Origin of the sequence: Aequorivita marisscotiae (assembly GCF_029814825.1) — a bacterium.
In the GTDB taxonomy this organism is placed as follows: domain Bacteria; phylum Bacteroidota; class Bacteroidia; order Flavobacteriales; family Flavobacteriaceae; genus Aequorivita; species Aequorivita marisscotiae.
This window is the reverse complement of the sequence record NZ_CP122379.1, coordinates 2,102,214-2,125,622: the sequence shown is the minus strand read 5'-3', so window position 1 is coordinate 2,125,622 and position 23,409 is coordinate 2,102,214. Positions and strand designations below refer to the sequence as shown.

Sequence of the window (23,409 nt, the reverse complement as noted above, 5' to 3'; positions counted from 1 at the left end):
CATAAAAAAAGGTTATTCTTGATATTCAAAAATAACCTTTTTAAAAGTCTGTGAAATATATTTCTATTCTAATATAATCCTTTTAACGCCGGTACCGTAACTATTTTCAAGATTGATGAAGTAAACACCGCTTGATAAGTTAGAAACATCGAAAGAATAATTGTTTAATTCGGCAACCGAATTAAAGTAATAAGCCTTTACAGATTTGCCATCAACAGTATTAATGGTCAATCGTGAAATGGTTTCAGGATACTTGGTTTTTATGTGAAATATTCCATTTGAAGGATTCGGAAATACAGAAATATCGTAAATCTGGGTATTGTCTATGCTGTTCACACCCAAAATGTTGCCGTAAACCATTGGGTTGTTACTTTGGTTAATTATGTGTGTATCTACATAATAAATTGGGTTATAGCCATCGTTACAATCGGGGCAAGTTTGTCCCGAAACACAATCGGGATTGTTTGGGTGACAAAAATCCTGATACGATGGGTGAAAGCGGTAATCTAAATTAAATGTAGTTCCTGCATACTGTGTAAAATCGTAAATATGTGGTGGCGAAATTGCTCCCGGGCACCATCCCGAACGGTTGTACTGCCACGTTCCCTGCTGGCCCGTACAGTTATCCGGATTGGGATTACAGGAGTTAAAAAGATGCTGCTCAAAGGTTTCAACCCCATCAATATCAAAGTAGTGATATGCATTAAAAAACTCTGCTGCATTTGCAGTATTGTTAGCGCCCCAGCCATGACCCGTGTTAGAAACACGCAAATGCGAAGCTTCAACCTGCGCAGGAATAGCTACACTAAACGTTTCAACAGGTTGCAAGTTTGCAGGATCGCCAAAGGCGTAACCGTCGTCCCAAACCTCTACTACATTGCTGTAAGCGTATTGAGGCGCGCCAGCGGTATATTCTGTGTCTAAGGTAAGCTGCCAGCCACCAGTGCCCCACGTATCAATAAACACGCGTATTTCTACTTCACCTTGCAGCAGAGACGAATAATCAGTAATATTCAATTGGTGATTGCACCCTACTCCAAAAGGTGTGATGTATCTAATAAGCTGAATCCAATTGCCGTCCGGTGCCTTTACATCTATAAAGGCCCAACGATCCCAGTCGTCGCAACCACCTGAAATATTTGGACATTCAACTTCTAAAAAAGCATTTAAATCGTTGTATGCGCCAACAAATTGCGGAAAGGTGTGCATTCCGTAGTACCAACGGTCGTTTTGACCGGTAAATTCAATTACTACATCTTCCAAACTTCGCACTACTTGGGTTGTTGAAGTTTCATTCACGGTAATATTTCGCGTTAGTGTAGCTTCATCGCCGTTAGTAGTTTTCGCGGTAATTACAATTGTATGCGCTCCGTAATTAGCGGGAGTCCATAAATAATAATAAAACCCTGTTTCAGCCACTGCGGGGTAATCTGTGCCATTAATGTTTACAATCACTTCCGAAATGCTATCAGGCAAATCTACCGATGCATTCATATAAATTGGGTACGGTTTTAAAACGGGCATTTCGAGGGGATAATCTTCCGTTAGCCTGGTTGTTAGTTCCGGAGTACTTAGCGCTGCCGCAAATACCGACATTTGGAGCAAAAGCGTTAAAGCAAAAAGAAAGTAGTTTTTTTTCATCTTTAAATAAGGTTTGATTTTTAGGAAGTTGCAAGGTCCAAATAGACTTCCTGAAATAGTTTATGTTTTTACGATGGACTTTGGGTGAATTGGAATGTTTAAATTAGCCAATGTTTTAACAAATATATCTTTTTAAGTACATTAGTTGCAATTAGCGCGATTTTATTTGGAGAAAATTGCAAGCCAAATTTATGAATAATAATTTTTTACAAACCCCAATAGATTATTTAAAAGGCGTAGGACCGAATAGGGCCGATTTGCTAAAAAAAGAATTGGGCATTCATACCTTTCAGGATTTGCTGAATCTTTTTCCGAATAGATATTTGGACCGAACGCAATACTACAAAATTGGTCAATTGCAACAAACCAATGCCGAGGTGCAAATTGTGGGAAAGATTACCCACATAAAAAGTGTGGAACAGAAAAGAGGAAAGCGATTGGTTGCAACTTTTATTGATGAAACAGGCAGCATGGAATTGGTTTGGTTCCGTGGTCAAAAATGGATTCGCGACAATTTAAAGCTCAACGTTCCGTATGTAGTTTTCGGAAAGACCAATTATTTCAACGGTAGTTTTTCCATGCCCCATCCCGAAATGGAATTGCTGGAGGCACATGAAAAAAGCATTCGTTCTGCCATGCAGCCCGTTTATCCTTCAACCGAAAAATTAAGCAATAGTGGGATTACAAATAGAGTGATAAACGGATTGATGCAACAACTGTTTTTAGAGAGCAAAAATGCCTTCGCCGAAACACTTGCAAAAACACTTTTGGAACAGCTAAAATTGGTGTCGAAAAAGGAAGCACTTTTCAATATACATTTTCCAAAAAGTCAGGCGCATTTAGCACGGGCACAATACCGATTAAAGTTTGAAGAATTATTCTATATTCAACTGCAATTAATTCGGAAAAACCTCATCCATAAATCAAAAATCAAGGGCCATACTTTCGATAAAATAGGGCATAATTTTAATACTTTTTACAAAGAACATTTACCCTTTAATTTAACCAATGCGCAGAAGCGAGTTGTTAAAGAAATTCGCAATGATTTGGGTAGCCATGCGCAAATGAATAGACTTTTGCAGGGCGATGTGGGTTCTGGCAAAACAATTGTAGCGCTCATGTCAATGTTAATAGCTATTGACAATGGTTTTCAAGCCTGTTTAATGGCGCCTACTGAAATTTTGTCAGTCCAGCATTATAACGGTTTAATTGATTTATGTAAAAACCTCAATACCAGTATAGAACTTTTAACTGGTTCAACTAAAACTTCAAAGAGAAGAGATATTCATGAAAAATTGGAAAACGGCGAATTAAACATCTTAATTGGCACTCACGCCCTATTGGAAGAAAAGGTGAAATTCAAAAATTTAGGGCTTGCAATTGTGGATGAGCAACACCGTTTTGGAGTTGAACAAAGAAGTAAATTATGGCATAAGGGAGGCCCACCTCAATCCTCCCTGAGGGAGGAAGCAGCTAGGGTGCGTAAAAAGTACATGACAGCTAGGTCATCTACTTATAACTTGCTGAAAGAGCTTCAGCAAAAAAACAAGAAGCAACCAACCCAAGCAGAAGCAATTTTATGGGATTGTTTACGGACCAAAAAACTTGATTATAAATTTAGACGACAACATATTATTGATGAGTTTATTGTCGATTTTGTCTGTCTCGAAAAAAAGCTGATAATTGAAGTAGATGGAGGCTATCACAACCACCCACAACAAAAAGAAGCTGATGAACTAAGAACGCAAATTTTAAAAGAACTGAAGTTTAAAGTACTACGGTTCACAAATGAAGAAATAATAGGCAATATCGATGCCTCGTTAAAAAAAATAGATACTGCTTTGAAAAGCCTCCCCTCCGTGGAGGTTGGAGGGGCTGGGGCTATTCCCCCACACATCCTCGTTATGACCGCTACCCCCATCCCCCGCACCCTCGCCATGAGCGTTTATGGCGACCTGGATATTAGTGTAATTGACGAGCTTCCGCCGGGCAGAAAAGACATTAAAACCGTACACCGTTTTGATGCAAATAGACTAAAGGTTTTTCGCTTTATAAAGGATGAAATTAACAAGGGCCGGCAGGTGTATATTGTGTATCCCTTAATACAGGAAAGCGAAACAATGGATTACAAGGATTTGATGGACGGGTACGAAAGTATTGTGCGCGAATTTCCACAGCCGAAGTATCAAGTATCCATTGTGCATGGACAGATGAAACCTGCCGACAAGGAATACGAAATGAACCGATTTATAAAAGGCGAAACCCATATTATGGTCGCCACCACGGTAATTGAAGTTGGCGTGAATGTACCAAATGCCAGTGTAATGATTATTGAAAGCGCGGAACGTTTCGGGCTTTCGCAATTGCATCAGTTGCGTGGTCGTGTGGGTCGCGGTGCGGAACAGAGCTACTGTATCTTAATGACCAGCCACAAACTTTCGGCAGACGCAAAAACCCGTTTGGCCACCATGGTGCGTACCAGCGACGGATTTGAAATTGCCGAAGTAGATTTAAAACTACGCGGCCCCGGCGATATTATGGGCACCCAGCAAAGCGGCGTATTAAACCTTCGCATTGCAGATATTGTAAAAGATTCAGAGATATTAAAAATAGCCCGAAGCTATGCCGCCCAAATCTTAAAAGCAGACCCCAACCTCACTTCCACGGAAAATATTCCTATAAAGAACACCTATGCACAGCTTGTGAAATATCGGAATATTTGGAATTATATTTCATAAAAGAATAACATAGCGATACTGAATTCTAAAAATAAATCTAAAAAAACAATGTCTTTTGATTACATTTGAAAAAAAGTAAAAACCCATTAAAGCAGTATGGTAATTTCGAAAAAACACGGCATGAAAATTTTTAAATTACTTAACTTAAGTCTTCTTATAATTGTTGCAATTTCCGTAATAGCGTGTAATGACGATCCAAAAGACGAAAAGCAAACCGTAGATTTAATAGGGGAATGGCGTCGTAGCGATTTTAACGATGAATTTGAGTACAAATTAACTTTTCACTCCAACAATAGCGGCATTAGATTTCAGCGCGAAGGAAACAGCACCCAAGGAATTTCCAGCGCAATGACTTTTGAATGGACTATGGATGACAGCACCCTAACCCTAGATTTTAATGGCGACATTAAAACCACGTCTTATGCGGTAAATGAAGAAGGACATCTGCTTTTAAGCGATATAACCGACTTCTATTTTACCAAAATAAAGTAACCGGCACCCAACGCAACCGTGAAATTGCTGCCATCCAGAATTAGCGAACTTAAAAAAAGTTTGCAAACGGCGTATAACTTTATGCATATTTTAAATTATCTTCCAGAAAAACAGACATCCCGGTTCAGTTTTAACTGAAAAAGAAATACTTTCGCAAAAAATAATTTAAAATGAAATTTGCATTCCGCTTAACTTTTTGTCTTCTGGTTTTTTCAATTTCGGTTAGCAAGGCACAGGTTTTTAACTCCTTTTACAACGAAATTGCTGAAAACGTATCAGCCGCCAACTTAAGTAACGACCTTACAACTTTGGTCAATTTTGGCGTTAAAGAGCCCGGAACCAATGCTATTGAAAATGCGAAGGACTGGATAATTAACAGATACCAAACCTTGGGATATACCGACATTGAAACGCAACCCTTTACCGTTTACGGCCAGGTAACATCAAATATAATTGTTACAAAAACAGGGAGCGTTTACCCAAATACCTTTTTAATACTAGACGGCCATTACGACACCCTAAATGGCCCTGGTGCCAATGATAATGGCAGTGGCACGGTACTTTTATTAGAATTGGCAAGACTGCTAAAAAACGTAGATACCGAATACTCCATCAAATTTATTCACTTTAGCGGCGAGGAAGAAGGTTTAATTGGCAGTGAGTACTATGTAAACAACACTGTAATACCAGAAAATCTAGATATAAAATTGGTTTTAAACATAGATGAAGTAGGAGGTGTTGCCGGTATGAACAACAATACAATTGTTTGCGAACGCGACGAAAGTGCGCCTAACTCAAACAATGCTGCATCTGCGCAGGCCACTCAAGAAATGGCTAACTGCTTTGGGCTTTATTCAAGTTTGCAAACTACAATTTCAAACGCATACGGATCAGACTATGTGCCATTTGAAAATAATGGTGAAATAATTACCGGTTTATACGAAGCAAATGAATCGCCTTATCCGCATACTCCAGACGATGTTATTGAAAACATGGATCTCAATTACGTTTTTGAAGTAACCAAAGGAGCTTTGGGATCGGCTCTACATTTTGCGTTGGGACGCGAACCGTTAGGTGTTTTTGAAAATGACTTTACTAAAAATATTGTTATTTTTCCCAATCCTTCCAAGGGCCAATTTACGGTTTCATTTAGCGCACTTCCAGCGGAAAAAATTGAGCTTACCGTATTTGATGTATTGGGAAAGATGGTTTATAACAACCCCTTAAACAATTCAACCAACTACATTAGCATATCTGGTTTAAAAAGAGGAATTTACTTCGGAATATTTCAGTCCGAAAATTATCGGGTAGTTAAAAAAATTGTTTTGGAATAAGCCATTAATTCAACCTCTTATTTTATTTAAAGAATGCTAGTTTTACATTTAATTAGCAATTATAAAAACAACACAACCGTTAGCATATGGAACAATCAGAGTTTTTAGAAAAGAACATTTTTGTAGATTTAGAAAACCTGAACAACGACGATGTGGATGTGCATCGATTTTCTGAAGCCGATTTCAAAATTGTTCTTGAGCGTGTTGCCTACTTCGGAATTGGCGTTTACACTATTGAAACTTGGGAGCAAAATAAAATGCACACAACTGCTGCACATACCGATTTTAAGAAAAAAGCCACCGACCCAAGATGGTATAATAAAGCGTATTTAACTTTTAAAACTTCGCAGGCTGAGCTTACATATTCGGCTACTTATAAAGTTTCGAACAAACTATTAGAGCGGTAAAACAATCCTATAACTCACGATTAAATCATGCGTACCGCTATCATTTCTCTTTTCAGTTGAAGAATTAGCCGTGCTTTTACGAATCTGGGTATTTTAAGGCGTCGCGATAATTTTCTTGCCAATTAAATTAGTTATCAGTACATTTAGGTTTATGACAGAAGCCGCAATAGAAGAAGAGAAAAAGGAGCTCGCAAAGCAATACAAACAGTTGCTGAAAATTAGTTACAGAACCCTCACAAAAGAGGATAAAAAACTGATTCGCAGTGCTTTTGACTTGGCTGTAGATGCCCATAAAGACCAGCGCCGCAAAAGTGGCGAGGCTTATATTTTTCACCCCATTGCGGTCGCTAAAATCGTTGCTTCGGAGATTGGATTAGACGCTACATCTATTGCAGCTGCCCTTTTGCACGATGTGGTGGAGGACACCGATTACAACCTAGACGACATAGAACGAATGTTTGGCGTGGTGGTAGCACGAATTGTAGACGGCCTCACTAAGATTGCACATATAAACATGGCCGAAGATGTTTCTATGCAAGCCGAAAACTTTCGGAAAATGCTTCTTACGTTAAATGAAGACATTCGCGTAATTATCATAAAAATTGCAGATAGGTTGCACAATATGCAAACCATGGAAAGCATGCCGCGGGATAAACAGCAAAAAATAGCTTCGGAAACGCTTTATATTTATGCTCCCCTAGCCCACCGGATAGGGCTTTATAACATAAAATCTGAATTGGAGGATTTAGGCTTAAAGTTTACCGAACCCGAAGTTTATGCAGATATTTTAGGAAGAATAAAGGAAAGCAAAGAAGAACAGGACGCATATATTGAAGCATTTACAAAAGTGATTAAAAACACTTTGGACGCCGAAAATTTAGAATACGAAATTAAAGGTAGGCCAAAGTCTATCTTTTCAATCCGAAGGAAAATGCTGGCTCAAAATGTGAGTTTTGACGAGGTTTACGACAAGTTCGCCGTTCGGATTATTTATAAAAGCGCCCCCGAAAACGAAAAGTTCTTTGCTTGGAAAATATATTCTATCGTTACAGATCATTTTCGCCCCAACCCTATTCGTTTGCGCGATTGGATTTCCTCACCCAAATCTACTGGTTACGAGGCACTGCACATTACCGTTATGGGGCCAAAAGGACGCTGGGTAGAAGTACAGATTCGCAGTGAACGAATGAATGAAATTGCCGAAAAAGGTTTTGCTGCTCACTACAAATACAAAAACAAGGAAAAAGACGACGGAGGTCTTGAAAATTGGTTAAACAAATTACAGGAAACCTTAGAGAATTCAGAAATCAGCGCGGTGGATTTTGTGGAGGAATTTAAACTGAATCTCTATGCAAAGGAAATCTTCGTGTTTTCACCAAAGGGCGATTTGTATTCCCTTCCAAAAGGAGCAACTGGTTTGGATTTCGCATTCCACATTCACACCGAAATAGGAATGCACACCCGTGGCACAAAAGTAAACGGAAAATTAGTGCCGCTAAGCCACGAACTTAAAAGCGGCGATCAAGTAGAAGTTATAACCTCCGAAAGCTCTAAGCCAACGGCCAACTGGCTAAATTATGCCACTACGGGTCGCGCCCGTTCCAAGATTAAATCTTCATTAAAAGACGAAAAGAAACAACTTGCCGAAGAAGGAAAAATAATATTAGCGCGCAAATTAAAATCCTTAAAGATAAATTTAGACGAACACACCTTAAATCAACTAGTTGTTTTCTTTAAGGTAAAAACGAGTTTAGACTTGTACTACCGCGTAGGGGCAGGTATTATTGACAACCCGAAACTGAAGGATTTTGCAGCTTCGCGAAGCAATGCATTTATTAGCTTCTTTAAAAATAGGATACGCAAGCCAGAGAAGCCCGAAGATGTTAATAAGGAGGAAATTACCGAAAAATTTGACCAACTTGTTTTTGGCAAAAACGAAGATAAGCTGGATTATAAAATAGCGAACTGTTGTAACCCAATTCCGGGCGATAATGTTTTCGGCTTTGTAACCGTTAATGAAGGTATTAAAATTCATAAAACCAATTGCCCTAACGCATTGCAATTACAGAGCAATTACAGCTATCGCATTATGCCTGCCAAATGGATTGACAGCACCCAACGCGAATTTAAAGCAGTTTTAACCATAAGCGGTATTGATACCATTGGGTTGGTAAACGAAGTGACAAAAGTAATTTCGAACAACCTGCACATAGATATGAAGAGTGTTCATTTTGACAGTAACGACGGGGTTTTCACAGGTAAAATTGTAGTAGTTGTAAAAAACAAAACCATACTAAACAATCTTGTTGAAAACATTAAAAAAATTAATGGAATTGATAAGGTTACGCGAATTTAATTGTCGGGTGACGGTTGTCGGGTGACGGTTGTCAGTTGTCGGTTGTCGGTTGACGGTTGACGGTTGTGGGTTGTGGGTTGACGGTTATCGGTTGGAGGTTGTGGGTTGTCGGGTGAAGGTTAGGTCCATTTCACGGATGACTTTCATTTTCTATCATTTCGCCAATGCCACATCTAAAATTTGAGTAACTTTGCAAACTTAATTATGAGTTCAAAAACAGACATAACAAATCAGGCCATTGTAAAGAATGTTTTCACCGGTTTTCTCGAAGATAAGGGACACCGAAAAACGCCTGAACGCTACGCTATTCTACAAGAAATTTACGACCACGACGACCATTTCGATATTGAGTCGCTGTACATAAATATGAAGAATAAAAATTACCGCGTTAGCCGTGCCACGCTTTACAATACCATTGAATTACTATTAGAGTGCGGCTTGGTACGCAAGCATCAATTTGGCCAAAACCAAGCTCATTACGAAAAGTCGTATTTTGATCGCAATCACGATCATGTTATCCTTACAGATGGCGAGGTAATTGAGTTTTGCGACCCGCGCATCCACAGCATCAAAAAAACAATTGAAGAGGTTTTTAATATTGAAATAACAAACCATTCACTATATTTCTACGGAACTAAAAAAACGCCCGCCACATCCGATGACGGGAACAATCAATAAAAAATTATGGCAGTAGACTTACTACTTGGACTACAATGGGGCGACGAAGGCAAAGGAAAAATTGTCGATGTTCTAACAAAAAACTACAATATAATTGCACGTTTTCAGGGCGGACCAAATGCTGGGCATACACTGGAATTTGACGGTCATAAACACGTGTTGCACACCATCCCGAGTGGAATTTTTCACGAAGGCACCATCAATTTGGTCGGCAACGGGGTTGTAATTGATCCGGTAATTTTTAAAAGGGAATTAGACAATCTCGCGAAATTTAATCTAGACCTTAAAAAGAGCTTACTTATTTCGCGAAAAGCACATCTTATATTACCCACTCACCGCTTGTTGGATGCGGCTTCCGAAGCTTCAAAAGGAAAGGCAAAAATAGGCTCTACTTTAAAGGGAATTGGCCCTACCTATATGGACAAAACAGGTAGAAACGGAATACGGGTAGGCGATCTGGAATTGGAAAACTGGCAAGAAAAATATAGAGCTTTGGCCGATAAGCACGAAGCGATGATTGGTTTTTACAATGTAGATGTGCAGTACGATTTAGCCGATCTTGAAGCCGAATTCTTTAAGGCTGTTGAAGTCTTAAAAAACCTAACATTTATTGATAGTGAAGAATACCTTCATCAAGCACAAAAGGAAGGTAAAACAATTCTTGCCGAAGGCGCTCAAGGTTCGTTGCTCGATATAGATTTTGGAACCTATCCTTTTGTTACCTCATCCAATACCACAGCTGCCGGAGCCTGTACAGGCTTAGGGGTAGCACCGGGTAAAATAAAGGAAGTTTTTGGAATATTTAAAGCATACACAACCCGCGTGGGTAGTGGCCCCTTCCCTACTGAACTTTTTGATGAAGTTGGCGAATCCATGGGCCGTATCGGGAATGAGTTTGGCGCAACCACAGGGCGTCCGAGACGCTGTGGCTGGTTAGATTTGGTAGCACTACGCTATGCGGTGCAGGTAAATGGAGTAACCCAGTTAATAATGATGAAAGGCGACGTTTTAAGTGGTTTTGAAACCCTAAAAGTATGTACCGCTTATAATTATAATGGTGAAACCATTCATCATTTTCCATATAATATTGAAGCCGAAAATGTTACGCCGGTTTACACCGAAATGAAAGGCTGGCATGCAGATTTAACCCAAATGACTGACGCTTCACAAATGCCACAAGCTTTAAATGATTATATCGATTTCCTGGAAAAAGAACTGGAAGTGCCTATTAAAATAGTTTCCGTTGGGCCAGATAGAAAACAGACTATTCATCGGGATTAAGCTGGAGGTTTTAGGTTGAGATTTAGCCCTTCGACTGCGCTAGGATGAAAATCTTGGGATTTGAAATTTGGGATTTGGGATTTGAAACTTGGGATTTTAAACATAATATTATTTGAGAGTAAATTCGATATATAGTTTTTTTCTTTTTTTTCTTCTTTTCGGATATGGAGCCACCCTTACTGCCCAGGAAAAACAAAAGGTAGATATACAATCCGGTTATCTGGAATTACGACCAGAATTTCCCGACGCGGCTATTTATACCAAAGACGAGACAGGCCAAGTTTATATTGTGCACGAAGGGGTAGAAATGTGGTGCGACCAAGCGTTTGTTTACTTAAAAAGTAATTTTGTAAAAGCTTATGGCGACGTGCGTATAAGTCAAGGCGACACGGTGTCTATGAACAGCAAATACGCCGAATACAACGGAAATACACAGTTTGCATTCGCTACTGGCGATGTAGTTTTAACCGAGCCAAAAACCACATTAAAAACAGATACTCTCTATTTTGACCGAATAAAACAACAGGCTTATTACAGAACCGGCGGCACGGTACAGGATACTGCCAGCGTGTTAACAAGTAGATCGGGTAGGTATTTTGCTGAAAGTAAAAAATATCAATTCCTTCAAAATGTAAAAATTGTTAATCCGAAATATACCGTAAACAGCAATCAATTAGATTTTTATTCGGAGTCTGGAGCTGCGTATCTTTACGGCCCTTCCACAATTGTAAGCGAAACTAGCACTGTTTACTGTGAACGCGGATATTACGACACGCGTGGGGATACGGGTTATTTTGTAAAAAATTCAAAAGTAGATTACGAGAACCGAACCTTGTACGGCGATAGTATTTATTTTGACCGCAATAAAAATTTTGCTTCTGCCACCAATAACATTCGCGTGTTAGACACTATCAACAAAAGTGTAATCCGCGGGCATTACGCAGAAGTTTTCCGCGAAAAGGACTCCGTTTTTATTACCAAACGCGCTGTAGCGATAACGGTACGCGATACAGATTCCATTTATGTACATGCAGATACCTTGCGGGTTACCGGTAAGCCGGACAATAGAATTTTAAGAGGGTTTTATCGCGCTCGTCTTTTTAAACCCGGGAAAGCTGGCGACGACCCAACCAGTGGAAAATGCGATTCTATTTATGTGAATGAAAAACGCGGAATTACCAAACTTTTGCGAAATCCTGTACTTTGGAGCGGCGAAAACCAAATGACTGGCGACACCATTCATTTACTTTCAGATACCATTACCGATAAACTCGATACGCTTAAAGTATTCAACAATGCATTTTTGGTGCAAAAGGACAGTATGGGCTTTAATCAAGTAAAGGGAGAGCGGCTTATTGGGCTATTCACAAATAATGAATTAGATACCGTAAATATCAATAAAAACACACAAGTAATCTATTATTCGCGAAACGACAAAGACGAATTGGTAGGTATAAACAATACAGTTTCCAGTTCCATTCAAATGTATTTGGAAGAGCAGCAAATTACCGGAATTAGGTTTATAAAAAAAGCTGATGGAAAAGTGTATCCGCCCTCCCTGCTACCCGAAAATGCACGATTGCTTCCGGGCTTTCAATGGCGGGGCGATGAACGATTATTTGCTGTAGAAGATTTATTTAAGGGAAAACCTGCACCCGTACTTCCGAAGATAACTGGAATACCGTTACCGAAAGATGAAGGTGAATTTTTTGAGGAGCTGCCAGAAGATGAAATTGAACTTCCCGAGGAATCAAAACTGAGTCCGAAAGATTTGCAAAATAGACCCGACGATCCCAAACCCGAAACTTTGGAAAGCGAAGCGAAACGGGATTCCATCCAAAAGAAGGGGAATGATTCTATACCAAACATTAATTAATAATGTCCGTTCGAGCCCAGTCAAGAATCTCAAAGAAGGCTTCGATTATGCAAAAGCTGACACCCAATTAAATGAAAGACGATTTCTACAAATACCAAGCGCAGACTACACCCCATCCGTTGGCGTTGGAAATTTCGCATGCTGTAGGGAGTTATATTTATGACACTTCCGGTAAAAAGCACTTAGATTTTGTTGCGGGCGTTTCAGCTTGCACATTGGGGCATTGCCATCCGCGAGTTGTTTCGGCAATAAAAGAACAAGCTGAAAAATATTTGCATGTTATGGTTTATGGCGAGTATATTCAGAACCAACCGGTGGCCCTTGCAAAGTTGCTCGCAGATAATCTCCCAAAGAGTTTAGACACTACATACCTTGTAAACAGTGGTACCGAGGCAATTGAGGGCGCTTTAAAGCTCGCGCGCCGTGCCACGGGAAGAACGCAAATTTTGTACGCAAACAACGCATATCACGGCAATACTATGGGCTCGATGAGCGTGATGGGTTTTGAGGAACGCAAAAATGCATTTAAACCATTGGTGCCAGATTGTTTTGCTATAAATTTTAATAGCGAAGCAGCTATCCAAAAGATAACCGAGAAAACGGCAGCCATAATTTTGGAAACCATTCAAGGCGGTGCCGGTTTTATTGAACCCAAGAATGATTTTCTAAAAAAAGTACGGCAGCAATGTGATAAAACCGGCACCCTTTTAATTTTAGATGAAATACAGCCCGGTTTTGGCCGAACCGGAAAGCTATTTGCTTTTCAACATTTTGGCATTACGCCCGACATATTGGTAATGGGAAAAGGAATGGGCGGTGGGCTACCAATTGGTGCATTTACGGCTTCACGAGCGGTAATGGCCTTGCTACAGGACAATCCTAAATTGGGGCATATTACTACTTTTGGCGGAAACCCCGTAATTGCCGCTGCCGCTTTGGCAACACTTCAGGAAATTACCGAAACAGATCTTATTGCGCAAACGCTTCAAAAGGAAAAGCTTTTCAGAAAATTGCTTAAACACCCCATGATAAAAGAAGTGCGTGGAAGAGGTTTAATGCTTGCGGCAATGGTTGAAACTGCAGATATTGCCAGCGAAGTAATCCTCGCCTGCAAAGATCGCGGATTGGTTCTTTTTTGGCTGCTTTTTGAAGGCCGCGCCATCCGTATTACGCCACCGCTCACAATCAGTATTGACGAAATTGAGGAAGGCTGTAAAATACTGACAGAGGTTTTAAACGCGGTAAAACAGCAATAAAAAACACATAAAGCCTTTATATATAAGCTTTTACAAGCTTCGTTTTTGTTGATAAGTACGTTAACAAGAAACACGGCATAACTATTGAACTTATTTATACATTATTATCTTTAAAATAGAAGAAACCCGTTAAAACGTGCGTATGCAATTAAGTTCAAACGAGCATAACAACTTCTCGCTGGAAAGATTTGAATCCATGTTGAAAACCAACAGCGTTCTATTTTTCGACTCAGAGGAATTTGAAGAGATAGTGCACCATTACCTAGAAAACGGCAAAATTGCACTAGCTAAAAAAGCCACCAAATTAGGATTGGAGCAGCATCCATCTTCCACCAATCTGAAACTTTTTAGAATTGAAATGTACATTTTTGAAAACCAATTAGACATCGCAGATGAATTATTGGACGAGCTCCACTTATTAGAGCAGGGCAATGAGGAAATTTACATTCAAAAAGCAAATATCTTTTCGCGCCGCGATAAGCACAAAGAGGCAATCCTTCTTTTGGAACAAGCCTTAGAAATTACAGACGACAAGGCCGATGTTTTGTCCTTATTGGGAATGGAACATCTTTTTCTGGAAGATTACCAAAACGCAAAACAATGTTTTATAAAGTGTTTGGAAATAGACGAAGAAGATTATTCGGCGCTTTACAACGTAATCTATTGTTTTGAATTTCTTGATGAATACGAAGCTGCCATAAATTATTTAAACGATTTCTTAAATAAAAATCCGTATTGCGAAGTTGCTTGGCACCAAGTTGGTAAAATGTATTACGAGCTTAAAGACTATAAAAAAGCGCTTGCCGCCTACGATTTTGCCATTATTAGCGACGACCGTTTTATTGGCGCATATCTAGAAAAGGGCCGCGTACTCGAAAAACTAAAAAGATATACCGAAGCGGTAGATAGTTATAGCATTACTTTGGGCTTAGACGATCCTACCTCCTATGCGCTATTGCGAATGGGGAAATGTTACGAAAAATTGGGCAATACCGAAATGGCGATTCAATTTTACACCAAATGTGTAGCCGAGGATTCGCTCTTAGACAAGGGCTGGATTGCCATAACCGATTTCTATTTAAAAAATAAGCAGTTTCAAAAAGCGTTATATTATATTGAAAAAGCAATAAGCATTGATGGTGAAAACGTTCATTATTGGAAGCGTTATGCTAAAATAAACAACAAGTTAAACCTTTTTGAAGAAGCTGAAGTTGGTTTTAGAAAAGCATTGGAGTTAGGCAATTACGAAATAGAATCGTGGTTAACCCGCGGCGATATATTAATTAACCTCGGCGAATTTGAAGCAGCGGTAAACAATTTTAACCAAGCTTTGGAATTTTACCCCGAGCACGCCGAGATAGAATACCGTCTTTCTGGACTGTACTACACGCTAAGCGAAAGCGACAAGGGCGCATTTCACCTTAAAAATGCCTTGAAATCTGAACCTGAATTTTTAATGATTATCGAAGAGCTGTTCCCGCAGATAATCCAAATGAAATCGGTTGTGGAAATAATTAAACAACACAAAAATCCTTCGATTTAATTTCTGTATTTTTGGGGTTATTTGTAAAGAAAACCTATGCCTCAAAGAAATTTTATTCAGTATTTAACAATAACTGCCAAAGGGCTCGCAATGGGCGCTGCCGATGTTGTTCCAGGTGTCTCCGGCGGTACTATCGCCTTTATTTCCGGAATTTACGAAGAGCTTATTGAAACCATTCATAACATAGATCTTGGCTTTTTCAAAATTTGGAAAAGCGAAAGTTTTATAACAGCATGGAAGCATTACAATCTGGGCTTTTTACTCGCCTTGTTTTCGGGAGTTTTTATAAGTATAATCTCCCTTGCAAAACTTATAACCTATCTATTAGACGTTTACCCGATACTGGTTTGGTCGTTTTTCTTCGGTCTTGTAATCGCCAGTATTGTATATGTGGGCAATCAAATAAGTAATTGGCGGTGGAGTGTAATTGTGGCAATATTACTCGCCTCCGTGGCATCATATTTAATTACCATTGCAGATCCTGTGGGTTCGCCAGATAGTACTTGGTTCCTGTTTTTTGCAGGATTTATTGCAATTATAGCAATGATACTTCCCGGTATATCGGGCGCTTTTATTTTATTGCTATTGGGCGCATACACTACCGTTATTGGTATTGTAACCCAATTTGGGGAAGGCGTTACAACATTAAACAGCTCGCTAATAATGGGGGCGTTGGGGAAACTATTAATCTTTGCCGTGGGTGCAATTTTAGGATTAAAAGTATTTTCTAAAGTCTTAAACTGGATGTTTAAACATCATAAAAATCTAATTTTGGGGGTACTTACCGGTTTTATGATTGGGGCGTTAAACAAAATCTGGCCGTGGAAAGAAGTGCTGCAATACAGAATGAATCACGCTGGGCAGGAAGTTCCATTTATTGAACGGAGTGTGCTACCTCAAAATTTTGATGGCAATCCACAAATTTTATACGCGTTAATTTTCGCAGTAATAGGTTTTCTGACAATCTTTTTACTGGAACGGGTTGCAACGAAAAAAGAAACAATTGGCAATTGAAAATACAATAATTAAGTAGCTATAAACGCTTAACAAGAAACATTCGCATTGTACGAAAATCGCTCCATTTCAGATAAAACTTGGCTAGTCCTAAAAGGGCTCGGGATGGGTGCGGCCAATAAGGTACCTGGAGTTTCGGGCGGAGTAGTGGCATTTGTGGCTGGATTTTACGAGGAATTTATTTATTCACTTCAAAAAATAAACAAGAAAGCTTTTAAGCTCCTGTGGGGAGGCCGTTTTAAAAGTTTTTACCAATATATAAACGGACAGTTTTTGGGGTTGTTGATTTTAGGAATGGTAATTAGCTATTTTAGCGTTTCCAAAATTCTGGATTATCTTATAGTGCATTACGAACTGTACGTTTGGAGTGCCTTCTTCGGAATGATTATCGGCTCCATTTATTTTATTGCGAAGGATTTTGGGGATTGGAATCGAAAGTACGTAGCCTATCTTTTATGCGGGGTAATTGCGGGAGTTGCAATTAGTTTCTTAGAACCAGCCAAAGAAAACAACAATCTCTTTTTTGTGTTTTTCTGCGGAATAATCAGTGTTTCGGGGATGACGCTTCCGGGGCTTTCCGGTTCGTTTATTCTTATGCTTTTGGGGAATTATGTGCTGCTTTTGGTAGATTCCGTAAATGCCCTATTCGATACGTTTATAGATGTATTTCAATTTGATTTTAGCTGGATTTATAACACACAGCGCATTGAATTACTAGAGGTTTTGGCGGTATTTTCGTTGGGTTCGTTGGTAGGTTTAGTTTCGTTATCACACCTTTTGGCCTATGTTTTAAAACGATTTAAAAAAGCCACGTACGCGGTAATTATTGGGTTTATTGCCGGTTCGTTGGGAGTGGTTTGGCCGTGGAAGGAAGAAAAGTACGTTTTTGACAGCTTCGGCAATATAAAAGTGGATGCCAATGGTAGAGATATAATTGTGGGCTACACCCGATATTTTCCTTCGGAATTTAATTCAGAAACCATGTATGCCATTGTTTTTATAATTATAGGAATTTTAATCGTGCTAAGCCTAGATTGGTATGACAATCATAAAAACAGACATCATGGCTAAGTTTGGGTTATTGGGCAGAAATATTGATTATTCATTTTCAAGAACGTATTTTTCCAAAAAATTTGAAAGAGAAGATCTTCCCCACATTTATTTGAATTTCGATATAAAAACAATTGAGCTCTTTCCAAAGGTTTTGCAGAAAAACCAATCATTAAAGGGGTTAAACGTTACTATTCCGTATAAGCAGGCAATACTTCCGTATTTAAACGCTTTACATATTGAAGCAGAAAAAATAGGAGCTGTAAACACTGTTAAAATATCTTCAGACAAACGATTAACGGGTTACAATACCGATTATTTCGGATTTCAAAAGGCACTGGAGTCTTATTTGCCACTTCGGCAAAAAACGGCATTAATTTTAGGAACGGGCGGGGCTTCCAAAGCCGTGGCGTACGCGTTGGAAAAGTTAGGGTTCACGTATAAATTTGTAAGCAGAAAGCAGGGCACAAATAGGTTAACTTATGCTGAAATAGACCGCAGCACAATTGAAAATCACTCCTTAGTTGTTAATTGCACGCCCTTGGGCACTTTTCCGAATGTAAGCGAATGTCCGGCAATTCCCTATCAATTTCTTACGAAAGAGCATTTACTTTTCGATTTAATCTACAACCCCGCCGAGACGGAATTTTTAAAACGCGGAAAACAACACGGGGCTAAATGCAGCAATGGCTTAAAAATGCTAGAGCTACAAGCAGAGAAAGCCTGGGAAATCTGGAATTCATAAAATTCGTATAAAAAATTTCAAAAAACCGCTGTGTGCTTTGCCAATTGCGCAGTTGTTAGTATATTGACCCTCCAAGAAAAAAGAACCTAAACATTGAAAAAAATGTCTGACAAAAACTTGCCACAGGAAGAAAACGAGAAAGAAATTTCAACCAGCAAAACCACTGAGCGAACAAAAGATGAAACTGAAGATACTGCAACTTCAAAAGAAGAAACGGTAGAAGAAGTTACGACTGAAGATACTGCTGTAAAAACGGAAACGGATAAACCTTCTGAGGAAAATTCAGAAAACAGCTTAAAAACTGATGACGCTGCTGATAAAACTACTACGGAAGCGGAAAAATTGGAAAAGGGAACCGTTGTTGAAAATGCTATGGTAGATGAAAAGCAAGCTGTTGCTGAAAAAGATACTTTAGAGCCAACTACCAACGAAAAAATAGAATCTGCAGATAGCGATACTACCGAAACGACCGTTGCGGAAACTGAAGCTTCGGAAGAGGAAGATGAAGAGGAAGTTGCCTCGTCTGAAGATGAAGAAGAAGATGAGCATGCCGAGGAAACTGCTCAAAAAGACTACAGTACCCTTTCGGAAAAAGAATTGGTGGCAGAGTTCGACAAACTTTTAAAGAGCAAGAAAATACAGGAATTAAAGCACGATGTTGAAGAAATCCGTTCTGAATTTAACAGCAAGTTTAATGAAGAATTGGAACGCAAAAAGGAAGAATTTTTAGCAGACGGCGGAAACATTATTGACTTTCATTATACAACGCCTTTAAAAAAGGAATTTAATTCGCTTTATTTCGATTATAAAGAGAAGCGCAACAACCACTATAAAAATCTTAAAAAGGATCTTCAATCTAACCTAGACAAACGCTGGGAATTAATTGAGGAATTAAAAGGGCTTTTAGGCGCTGAGGAAAATATAAATACTACGTATAAGCACTTTAAGGAAATTCAGGAAAAGTGGCACTTGGCCGGCGCTATTCCCAGAGATAAGTACAACACCGTTTGGAATACGTACCATCATCACGTTGAGAATTTTTACGACTTTTTGCATTTAAACCGCGAGTTTCGCGACTTAGATTTTAAACACAATCTCGACGCCAAGTTAAAGCTTATTACCCGTGCCGAAGAACTTACCCAGGAAGCCGATATAAATAAGGCATTCCGCGAATTGCAGATGCTTCACAAAATGTGGAAGGAAGATATTGGTCCCGTTGCTAAGGAATATCGCGACGAAGTTTGGGATAAATTTAGTGAGGCCACAAAGGTAATCCACGATAGACGCCAAGAACAATTGGCAGCCATGGAAAAGGATTTTGAGGAAAACCTCGAAAAGAAAAAAGAACTAATTGAAGCTATAAAGAAGGCTGCGGAAGAAGCAAAACCGAGTCATCAGGGCTGGCAAAATGCCATTAAAAATGTTCAGGAACTTCGGGATACATTTTTTAACACCGGAAGAGTACCACGCGCAAACAACAAGGAAATTTGGAAGGCATTTAAAGATGCCACCGGAAACTTTAATCACTTAAAAAACAGTTTTTATAAAAACCAGAAAAAGGAGCAATACGCTAATCTGGAAAAGAAACGCGAGCTTATAAAAATTGCAGAGGAAAATAAGGACAGCGAAGATTTTGACGCCACCACCCAATTGATGAAGAAAATTCAGAACGATTGGAAAAGCATCGGGCACGTACCGCGTAAGGACAGCGACAAAATTTGGAAGCAGTTTAAAAAAGCCTGCAATCATTATTTTGACAGATTGCACGCCCAGAAAAACGAGGCTAACAAAGAAGAAGTTGCACATTTTGAAACTAAGCAAAAAATGCTTGAAAAACTGAATTCTTTTGAATTGAGTGGCGACCATAAAGTCGATTTAAAATCGATTAAGGAACATATTACCGCTTGGAAAGAAATAGGCCGCGTACCGTATAACAAGCGAAATATTGAGCAGAAATTTAATAAAACATTAGACGGTTTATTCTCTAAGCTAGATTTGGGCAAAAAAGAAACCGAGCTTATTAAATTTGACAATAAACTTAATACGTTAGTAAATCGCGAAGACGAACGAAAACTACAAAACGAGCATTTCTTTATTTCGAAAAAGATTGATGAAACCCGGGATGAAATTAGACAGCTGGAAAACAATTTAGGTTTTTTCCATCATGTAGATGAAAGCAATCCGTTGGTAAAGGAAGTGCATAATAACATTGCACGCCACAAGGAACAATTAGAGGTTTGGAAGGCTAAATTATCGAAAATAAAAGAGGTGCGGGAATAATATATATTTTTGTTGTCCTGTAGAGACGCACCGCACTGCTTCTCTACGCGGGGGACGAGGGGGTATCTGATTTTTTGGCTTCGTTCCAATATATATCCATTTCGGCCAGGGTCATATCTTTTAGAGATTTGTTCATTTCCTTGGCTTTGCCTTCCAAATATTGAAAGCGATTAATAAACTTTTTATTGGTACGTTCCAGCGCGTTTTCAGGATTTACATTCAGAAATCTGGCGTAGTTAATCATAGAGAAGAGTACATCGCCAAATTCGGCTTCTATTTTTTCAGGATTATTATCATTTATCTCGTGTTGTAGCTCCCCGAGTTCTTCCTGTAATTTTTCAAAAACCTGCTGTGGTTCTTCCCAGTCAAATCCTACACCGGCGACCTTTTCTTGAATTCTGCTGGCTTTTACCAAGGCCGGAAGCGATTTGGGAACGCCTTCCAATACGCTTGTTTTTCCTTCTTTTAGCTTTAAGTTTTCCCAATTTCGTTTTACTTCTTCTTCATCTTTCACCTTTACATCGCTATAAATATGTGGGTGGCGCGAAATTAACTTATCGCAAATAGTATTGCATACATCTGCGATATCAAAATGGTTTGTTTCGCTGCCTATTTTTGCATAAAAAACAATATGCAACAGCACATCGCCCAATTCCTTTTTTACTTCCTGCAGATTGTTTTCCAAGATAGCATCGCCCAACTCGTAGGTTTCTTCGATGGTTAGATGGCGCAGGGTTTCCATGGTTTGTTTTTTGTCCCACGGGCATTGCTCGCGCAACTCATCCATAATGGTTAATAATCTATCGAATGCTTTTAGTTGGTCTTTTCGGGAATTCATTTTGCTTCGGGATTGGTTAATTTGGAATTCGTGATTTGTGGGTTACAATGTAAATAATTTGCCACTAAATAACGACTACTTTGTTTGCCCAGTTTTAACGTAACAAAAAATCCCCAAATCCATTTAGGACTTGAGGATTTATACTGTATAACTTAATAGCCTAAAAGTTCAGTAACCAAATTTTAGGTTTTGCGTGAAGCTGCATTTTTAGTAGATCCGCCTTTTTTAGCTGAAGAAGCTTTTGGCGCAGCAGCCTTAGGAGCTGCGGGCTTTGGCGCAGCGGCTTTTTTGGCGGCTGGCTTTTTTGTGTCTTTAGTTTCGTCAGTTTCGGTTTGGTCTTCTTCACTTTCTTCGGCTTCAGAGAAATCTGTTATTCCGTTTTTGATGAGCATATTATACCATTGCACCACTTTTTTAATATCGCTTGCATATACGCGATCTTCGTCATAGTCTGGCATAACCCCGAAGAAGAACTCTTCCAATTCCTCTTTGGAGGCTTTGTGATTTATGGTTTCCTTGCCGTTTTCCTTTTCAGAAATTTTCTTGAAAACTTCGCGAAGCGGCACTTCTTCGGTGAGGGTATAAATAGCAATTTCGGAAAGCAGGCTCACATTGTGGCGACCGCTTACGTTTATTGTTTTACCGTCTAATAGCGATTCGGCCAAAAAGCCCGCTCGGGTTTGTGATTTTAATTTGTAAAGTCCAGGTTTACCTGAAATGGAAAGCACTTTTTCTAAGCTCATAAATTACCTTTAAAATGTTTTAATGGATACAAATATCTTTGGTTTGGTTAATATAAACAAGCGTGTTAACGTTTCTTTTTTGCGTTGGGAAATTTCATCTTATAATCTATGCCCACTTTTCCTTTAGAAATGTTGATCAGCTTGCTTTTAATCAATCTCTTTTTCAAGGGGGAAAGCTTGTCTGTAAAGAGAATTCCCTCAATATGATCGTATTCGTGCTGAATGATACGGGCCACAATACCGCTAAAAGTCTCTTTGTGTTTTTTGAAGTTTTCGTCTTGATATTCCATTACAATATCGGGTTGGCGAAAAACATCTTCGCGCACGTCTGGAATGCTTAAACAGCCTTCGTTAAAAGCCCATTCATCGCCGGATTCTTCAATAATACGCGCATTTATAAAAACCCTTTTAAAGGTAGAAACAAATTTTTGTTCTTCGTCCGAAAGGTCTTCGTCTTCTTCAAACGGGGTGGCATCTACTATAAATAAACGGATTGGCAAATTTACCTGTGGCGCTGCAAGGCCAATGCCGTGAGCCTCGTACATGGTTTCGAACATATTTTCGATTACCTTATCCAGATTGGGATAATCTGGGGTTACTTCTACGGTTTCTTTTCGTAAAACAGGGTCGCCGTAGGCTATTATGGGTAAAATCATTTTTAATGTATATTGATATTGTTATTTGTTTGGCTTCAATGAATTGAAAAATCGTCAATCTATTTGTTATAAAGATATTCTTGCAAAATAATAGTCGCGCTTATTTCGTCTACCAAGGCTTTATTTTGGCGTTGTTTTTTTTTAAGGCCGCTATCAATCATTGTTTGAAAAGCCATTTTACTGGTATAGCGTTCATCAACCCGCTTAACTTGTAGGTCGGGAAAAACATTCGAAAATTTCTTTAAGAACTTTTGAATTTCATCTTCGATGTTGGAAGGAGTGCCATCTTTTTGTTTTGGCTCCCCTACCAGAACTAATTCAACTTTTTCTGAAGTAAAATACTTTTTCAGAAAATCTAATAATTCAGGAGTAGCTACTGTGGTTAAACCAGAAGCAATTAATTGCAACTCGTCTGTAATGGCGATGCCAGTGCGTTTGCTACCGTAATCTAAAGCTAAAATCCGTCCCATACCGACTGCAA

19 protein-coding genes are annotated in these 23,409 nt (G+C 39.1%); 14 read left to right on the top strand and 5 right to left on the bottom strand.

Features of this window, described 5'->3' with window-relative positions; genetic code table 11:
* Nucleotides 1-63 precede the first annotated feature (63 nt).
* Complete coding sequence (locus tag QCQ61_RS09500; RefSeq protein WP_279447412.1) at nucleotides 64-1,641, bottom strand: T9SS type A sorting domain-containing protein; 1,578 nt, start codon at nucleotides 1,639-1,641, stop codon at nucleotides 64-66.
* A 191-nt stretch (nucleotides 1,642-1,832) separates the two neighbouring features.
* Between QCQ61_RS09500 and QCQ61_RS09495 the strand changes: the two genes are divergently transcribed.
* The 14 genes from QCQ61_RS09495 (at nucleotide 1,833) to QCQ61_RS09430 (ending at nucleotide 20,691) form a co-directional block, all read left to right on the top strand.
* Entirely contained in the window at nucleotides 1,833-4,379 is a 2,547-nt protein-coding gene (locus tag QCQ61_RS09495; RefSeq protein ID WP_279447411.1) for a DUF559 domain-containing protein, read from the top strand.
* A gap of 120 nt (nucleotides 4,380-4,499) precedes the next feature.
* Nucleotides 4,500-4,871 carry a hypothetical protein gene (locus tag QCQ61_RS09490; protein ID WP_279447410.1) on the top strand — a complete coding sequence of 124 codons (372 nt, stop codon included), beginning with the start codon at nucleotides 4,500-4,502 and terminating at the stop codon, nucleotides 4,869-4,871.
* Between the two features lie 170 nt (nucleotides 4,872-5,041).
* Nucleotides 5,042-6,205 carry a M28 family peptidase gene (locus tag QCQ61_RS09485; RefSeq protein WP_279447409.1) on the top strand — a complete coding sequence of 388 codons (1,164 nt, stop codon included), beginning with the start codon at nucleotides 5,042-5,044 and terminating at the stop codon, nucleotides 6,203-6,205.
* An 86-nt stretch (nucleotides 6,206-6,291) separates the two neighbouring features.
* Entirely contained in the window at nucleotides 6,292-6,612 is a 321-nt protein-coding gene (locus QCQ61_RS09480) for a hypothetical protein (protein WP_279447406.1), read from the top strand.
* A 151-nt stretch (nucleotides 6,613-6,763) separates the two neighbouring features.
* Complete coding sequence (locus QCQ61_RS09475) at nucleotides 6,764-8,968, top strand: RelA/SpoT family protein (protein ID WP_279447404.1); 2,205 nt, start codon at nucleotides 6,764-6,766, stop codon at nucleotides 8,966-8,968.
* A 204-nt stretch (nucleotides 8,969-9,172) separates the two neighbouring features.
* Entirely contained in the window at nucleotides 9,173-9,646 is a 474-nt protein-coding gene (locus QCQ61_RS09470; protein ID WP_279447402.1) for a Fur family transcriptional regulator, read from the top strand.
* 6 nt (nucleotides 9,647-9,652) lie between these two features.
* Nucleotides 9,653-10,927, top strand: a complete 1,275-nt coding sequence (locus QCQ61_RS09465; RefSeq protein WP_279447401.1) for an adenylosuccinate synthase — start codon at nucleotides 9,653-9,655, stop codon at nucleotides 10,925-10,927.
* A 112-nt stretch (nucleotides 10,928-11,039) separates the two neighbouring features.
* A complete protein-coding gene (locus QCQ61_RS09460) occupies nucleotides 11,040-12,803 on the top strand; it encodes an OstA-like protein (RefSeq protein WP_279447400.1) in 1,764 nt (587 codons plus the stop codon).
* Between the two features lie 71 nt (nucleotides 12,804-12,874).
* Nucleotides 12,875-14,059: an aspartate aminotransferase family protein gene (locus tag QCQ61_RS09455; RefSeq protein WP_279447399.1), complete on the top strand. Its 1,185-nt coding sequence runs from the start codon at nucleotides 12,875-12,877 to the stop codon at nucleotides 14,057-14,059.
* Between the two features lie 142 nt (nucleotides 14,060-14,201).
* Nucleotides 14,202-15,602, top strand: a complete 1,401-nt coding sequence (locus tag QCQ61_RS09450) for a tetratricopeptide repeat protein (RefSeq protein ID WP_279447398.1) — start codon at nucleotides 14,202-14,204, stop codon at nucleotides 15,600-15,602.
* Between the two features lie 36 nt (nucleotides 15,603-15,638).
* Nucleotides 15,639-16,616, top strand: coding sequence for a DUF368 domain-containing protein (locus QCQ61_RS09445; protein WP_279447396.1), 978 nt, complete (start codon nucleotides 15,639-15,641; stop codon nucleotides 16,614-16,616).
* A gap of 48 nt (nucleotides 16,617-16,664) precedes the next feature.
* The gene (locus QCQ61_RS09440) at nucleotides 16,665-17,687 is read left to right on the top strand and encodes a DUF368 domain-containing protein (protein ID WP_279447395.1); all 1,023 of its coding nucleotides are present in this window, start codon (nucleotides 16,665-16,667) and stop codon (nucleotides 17,685-17,687) included.
* Nucleotides 17,680-18,411 carry a shikimate dehydrogenase family protein gene (locus QCQ61_RS09435; RefSeq protein ID WP_279450251.1) on the top strand — a complete coding sequence of 244 codons (732 nt, stop codon included), beginning with the start codon at nucleotides 17,680-17,682 and terminating at the stop codon, nucleotides 18,409-18,411. The genes QCQ61_RS09440 and QCQ61_RS09435 overlap by 8 nt, the downstream gene beginning before the upstream one ends.
* A 102-nt stretch (nucleotides 18,412-18,513) precedes the next feature.
* Nucleotides 18,514-20,691, top strand: a complete 2,178-nt coding sequence (locus tag QCQ61_RS09430) for a DUF349 domain-containing protein (protein ID WP_279447394.1) — start codon at nucleotides 18,514-18,516, stop codon at nucleotides 20,689-20,691.
* A gap of 43 nt (nucleotides 20,692-20,734) precedes the next feature.
* On the opposite strand, the gene mazG is transcribed toward QCQ61_RS09430, so the two are convergent.
* The 4 genes from mazG to ruvX all read right to left on the bottom strand — a co-directional run bounded on the left by mazG (nucleotide 20,735) and on the right by ruvX (nucleotide 23,398).
* Entirely contained in the window at nucleotides 20,735-21,529 is a 795-nt protein-coding gene (gene mazG / locus QCQ61_RS09425) for a nucleoside triphosphate pyrophosphohydrolase (protein ID WP_279447393.1), read from the bottom strand.
* 182 nt (nucleotides 21,530-21,711) lie between these two features.
* Nucleotides 21,712-22,272: a DUF5606 family protein gene (locus QCQ61_RS09420; protein WP_347814818.1), complete on the bottom strand. Its 561-nt coding sequence runs from the start codon at nucleotides 22,270-22,272 to the stop codon at nucleotides 21,712-21,714.
* Nucleotides 22,273-22,337: 65 nt separating this feature from the next.
* The gene (gene def / locus QCQ61_RS09415; protein WP_279447392.1) at nucleotides 22,338-22,928 is read right to left on the bottom strand and encodes a peptide deformylase; all 591 of its coding nucleotides are present in this window, start codon (nucleotides 22,926-22,928) and stop codon (nucleotides 22,338-22,340) included.
* 59 nt (nucleotides 22,929-22,987) lie between these two features.
* Nucleotides 22,988-23,398 (bottom strand): Holliday junction resolvase RuvX, encoded by a 411-nt coding sequence (ruvX, locus tag QCQ61_RS09410; protein ID WP_279447391.1) that lies wholly within the window; start codon nucleotides 23,396-23,398, stop codon nucleotides 22,988-22,990.
* Nucleotides 23,399-23,409: the final 11 nt, after the last annotated feature.